A 4,511-nucleotide genomic window follows, 5' to 3' on the forward strand; every position below is an offset into this window, starting at 1 on the left:
ATAGAGTGTCTGACTACGAATCAGAAGGTTGAAGGTTCGACTCCTTCTGGGTGCATTCATCGGGATTTAGCTCAGCTTGGTAGAGCGCTTCGTTCGGGACGAAGAGGTCGCACGTTCGAATCGTGTAATCCCGATACAGTTAAAGCCGCGGTTTCAGACCGCGGCTTTTTTGTGTTTCAGTAGTAATTTGCCACTTAATTATTTTAAGTTTCTGGTAATGCGTTGGTTGGGAAAACACTGCCTGAAAGCATTATCATCTTGGATATACCAACGATTGTGCACCCACCATTGTTTTTCGTGTCCCATTAATGATAAATTATCATTATTATCTTAGAGAATTCTAATGAAAAGGAGACATGACGATGGGAGTTCGCGGGAAGCACCGCATATTAGCGGTATTTTTAACGTTTGTTTTCGCGGTAGTTACTGGTCTATGGTTCAAAACGGGGACGGTTCACGCCGAACCGACTTACACGATTGGTACTAACACCACTTTTGCTCCTTTTTCAATTCAGGACAAAAATGGTGGATATTCTGGCAAGAATCCGGGGATCGAAATTGAAATCCTTCGCGAGATTGCTAAGCACGAGCACTTCAAGTACCGTTTTAAGATTATGAGCTTTAACGGTGACTTGCAGGCACTGTCAAACGGTCAGGTTGATGCCGTCATGGCCGGGATGAGTGTGACTGACGAGCGGAAACAAAAATTTGACTTTTCAACGCCTTACTACAACGACGGGGTGGTCATGGCCGTGGCCAAGGATAGCAATATCACCTCGGTGAAGCAGTTACGGGGCAAACAGGTGGATGCGAAATCCGGGACTTCCGCCGCCATTATGGCCCAAAAATACCAAAAAAAGTACGGTTACAAGATTAAGTACTTTGAGTCCAGCAACACGATGTACAACGACGTTAAGATCGGGCAGGCGGCTGCCGTGTTCGATGACGAGCCGGTCCTTCGTTATTCGATCAAAAACGGGGTGCCGTTAAAGGTGGTCAGCAAGAAGGCAGAGTACACGACGCCGGTGGCTGTCGGCTTCAAGAAGGGGCAAAACCAGGAACTGCAACGCAAGATGAATAACGGGATTGCCTGGTTGAACAAGACCGGGCGGATGAAGAAAATCATTAACAAGTACACCAAGTCGAATGCGACCCACGTTGATAATGCTTCTCAACGGACAATTTGGGGCTTGATAAAGAATAACTCCCATGCCTTGCTGAAAGGGCTGAAGGAGACGATTATCCTAGCGGTTGTTGGGATCATTGCTGCCTTGGTCTTCGGGACGATCCTTGGTGTGCTTGGTATCGCCCAGAACAAGTTCCTCAATGGTTTATCAACCGTTATTATTTACATCTTCCGTGGTTTACCAATGATGGTGCTGGCCTTCTTTATCTACATCGGGATGCCATCGGTCATTGGCCACAAAATTCCGCTGTTTACTGCCGGGATATTAACCCTGATGTTGGACGAAGGGGCTTACGTCGGCGCTATCGTCAAGGGTGGCTTTAACGCCGTTGATGAGGGACAGTGGGAAGCAGCCCGTTCTTTGGGGATGCCGTACTACAAGGCCCTGCGGAAGGTTATCGCACCCCAAGGGTTCAAGTTAATGATTCCGTCACTGGTCAACCAGTTTATTATTACATTGAAGGATACGTCGATCCTGTCGGCCATTGGGGTGATGGAACTGACGGAAACCGGGACGGTTATCATTGCCCGCAACATGGAAGGGTTCAAGATGTGGTTGATTATCGGGGTCATGTACATCATTATTGTGACCCTGCTGACCTGGTTATCTAATTATGTTCAGAAAAAGATGAGCAACTAAGGAGGGTGTCAGATGGATTCGAGGTATAAAGTACAAGTAAAGGATCTGCATAAGAGTTTTGGCAACAACGAAGTGTTGAAGGGGATTAACCTGGATGTCGAACCATCAGAGGTAGTCTGCATGATTGGCCCTTCCGGCTCGGGGAAGTCAACTTTTCTCCGCTGCATTAACAAGCTGGAGGCACCGCAGTCCGGACACGTCTACGTTGACGGCTACGACCTCCTTGATCCGCATGTTAACGTGGATAAGGTTCGCGAAAACATCGGGATGGTTTTCCAACACTTTAACCTCTTCCCCAACATGAACGTGATTGATAACGTCATGCTGGCACCGGTGGAAGTGAAGGGCGAGAGCAAGGAGAAGGCTGAGGCGACAGCACTTAGGTTATTGGACGAAGTTGGGCTGAAGGAAAAGGCCTACGCCAATCCAACCCAGCTTTCTGGTGGTCAACAGCAACGGGTCGCGATTGCTCGCGCTCTGGCAATGCACCCGGACGTGATGCTCTTTGATGAGCCAACCAGTGCGTTGGACCCCGAAATGGTTGGCGACGTTCTCGAAGTAATGCGCAACTTAGCTAACCAGGGGATGACGATGATTGTTGTCACTCACGAAATGGGCTTTGCCAAGCAGGTCGCTGACTGGCTGGTATTCTTTCACGACGGGGTCATCCGTGAACAAGGTAAACCGGAAGACGTCTTTGCGCACCCCCAACACGAAGATACAAAGAACTTTCTGGATAAGGTCCTCCAGGCTTAGTTTAACCAAGGCTGCCGTGGTAAAAGCCACGGCAGTTTGTTGTTTTTTAACGGGAAAAGTGAGTATGATAGTCAATAAAGTCAATTTTGAGAAAGGAAGCAGGAATGATGGGGAAGAAAGTTGCTATCCCAAGTTTTTTGTCGCAGGAAGGGAAGGACTATCTCCGCGATCACGGGATGGAAGTAGTGGAATTACCTGATATGCTAGCGGAGACGATTGCTAGCCAGGCTGCAGATGTGGACGGAATTGTGGAAATGGTCGATCCATTTCCCAACGAGATGGCTGCCAAGCTGCCGAACCTGAAGATTATCGCCCGCCACGGGGTCGGCTACGATAACGTTGACCAGGACTATTTTGGTCAGCAGGGAATTTGGGTGACGATTACCCCCAATGCTAATGCCTCAACGGTAGCCGAAACGACACTGGCAGCGATTTTTGACCTATCGAAAAATTACACGCAGGACATTAACTTGATGAAGGATAATAACTGGGATGCTGCGGTTGCCAACAAGGGAGTTGACTTGGCCGGCAAGACGCTGGGAATTATGGGCTTTGGCCGGATTGGCCGGATGGTGGCTAAAAAGGCGTCTGCCTTGGAGATGAGAATCATCAGTTACACCCCGCACCCGGATGAAGCAGCAAATATCGAATTTGTAAGCCGTGATGAATTAATCGCCGAAAGTGACTTTATCAGCCTGCACATGCCGGTGACACCAGCTGATAAGCATGGCTTTGGCCAGCGGGAGTTTGCGATGATGAAAAAGGATGCCTACCTGATTAATTTTGGCCGGGCAGCCCTGGTGGATGAGGATGCTGAACGGGCAGCGTTAAACAGTGGCCAGATTGCTGGTGCTGCCGTGGACGTTTATGATCAGGAACCGTTGCCTGCTGATAACCCATGGCGGTCTACGAAGAATGTTTTACTGACGCCGCACATTGCTTCGAACACCAAGGAGTGCATGGCACGGATGGCGGTAGATGCCGCGAGTGAATGTGTGCGGGTACTAGCTGGGAAGAAGCCATTGTGGCCGGTGAATAAGCTGAGCTAAAGAGTAAACTACCAGTTGACTAAGCTGGTAGGTTTTTTGTTGGTGAAGTTTGTGCATTTGTGCATTATCAATGCTAAATAGCGTTACTTATTTCTGGTAAGTGAAAAAGTTAACAAAGTGGTCTAAGTGTTCGAAAACCAGTGATAATCAGTGCTTAGCCACTAGTTAGGTGACTGGTTTGAAAATATTTTGTCTTTGTTCAAATTTTCACTTTAAAAAGGGTTTTCACTCTGCTAATATATGGGGCGTAGAGATAAAGTCTTAACTTGAAAAGGAGATTTTAACTGATGAAGGCTGCTGTTATCAATGACCCAGTTGATGGGTACGTTACTGTTAAGGATGTTAAGCTGCGCGATCTGAAGCCGGGTGAAGCTCTGGTTGACATGGAATACTGTGGGCTGTGCCACACCGACCTTCACTGTGCTGCCGGTGACTTTGGTAAGAAGCCAGGTCGGATTATCGGTCACGAAGGTGTTGGCCGTGTTTCAAAGGTTGCCCCAGGTGTTACTAGCCTTAAGGTTGGCGACCGCGTATCAATTGCTTGGTTCTTCAAGGGCTGTGGCCACTGTGAATACTGCCTGACTGGGCGCGAAACTCTTTGCCGTAACGTTCTGAACGCTGGTTACACTGCCGACGGTGCAATGGCTGAACAATGTATTGTTCCGGCTGACTACGCCGTTAAGGTTCCGGAAGGTTTGGACCCAGTCGAAGCAACTTCTCTGACTTGTGCCGGGGTAACGATGTACAAGGCCCTGAAGGTTGCTGACATCAAGCCAGGCCAGTGGGTATCGATCGTTGGTGCTGGTGGCCTTGGTAACCTGGGTATTCAATTTGCCCACAACGTCTTTGGTGCTCACGTGATCGCCGTTGATGGTAACGA

General features: G+C 48.7%; 4 protein-coding genes and 1 tRNA gene. All 5 read left to right on the forward strand.

Annotated elements, in window-relative coordinates; all coding sequences use genetic code 11:
* The first annotated feature begins 60 nt into the window (after positions 1 to 60).
* Positions 61 to 134 (forward strand) — tRNA-Pro (locus Q0E49_RS07850).
* Positions 135 to 362: 228 nt separating this feature from the next.
* Positions 363 to 1,826, forward strand: coding sequence for an ABC transporter substrate-binding protein/permease (locus Q0E49_RS07855; protein WP_295747789.1), 1,464 nt, complete (start codon positions 363 to 365; stop codon positions 1,824 to 1,826).
* 12 nt (positions 1,827 to 1,838) lie between these two features.
* On the forward strand, positions 1,839 to 2,582 hold the full coding sequence (locus Q0E49_RS07860; protein ID WP_295747792.1) for an amino acid ABC transporter ATP-binding protein: 744 nt from the start codon (positions 1,839 to 1,841) through the stop codon (positions 2,580 to 2,582).
* A 104-nt stretch (positions 2,583 to 2,686) separates the two neighbouring features.
* A complete protein-coding gene (locus Q0E49_RS07865) occupies positions 2,687 to 3,631 on the forward strand; it encodes a phosphoglycerate dehydrogenase (RefSeq protein WP_295747794.1) in 945 nt (314 codons plus the stop codon).
* A gap of 287 nt (positions 3,632 to 3,918) precedes the next feature.
* Positions 3,919 to 4,511, forward strand: a 593-nt coding sequence (adhP, locus tag Q0E49_RS07870) for an alcohol dehydrogenase AdhP (RefSeq protein WP_295747797.1), incomplete at its 3' end; no start/stop codon positions are given.

The organism is uncultured Limosilactobacillus sp. (assembly GCF_934202235.1).
In the GTDB taxonomy this organism is placed as follows: Bacteria; Bacillota; Bacilli; order Lactobacillales; family Lactobacillaceae; genus Limosilactobacillus.

Excerpts from the sequence above, each read along its gene's own strand:
- Q0E49_RS07855 (WP_295747789.1), top strand. The coding sequence starts at position 363 with ATGGGAGTTCGCGGGAAGCACCGCATATTAGCGGTATTTTTAACGTTT.
- Q0E49_RS07860 (WP_295747792.1), top strand. The coding sequence starts at position 1,839 with ATGGATTCGAGGTATAAAGTACAAGTAAAGGATCTGCATAAGAGTTTT.
- Q0E49_RS07865 (WP_295747794.1), top strand. The coding sequence starts at position 2,687 with ATGATGGGGAAGAAAGTTGCTATCCCAAGTTTTTTGTCGCAGGAAGGG.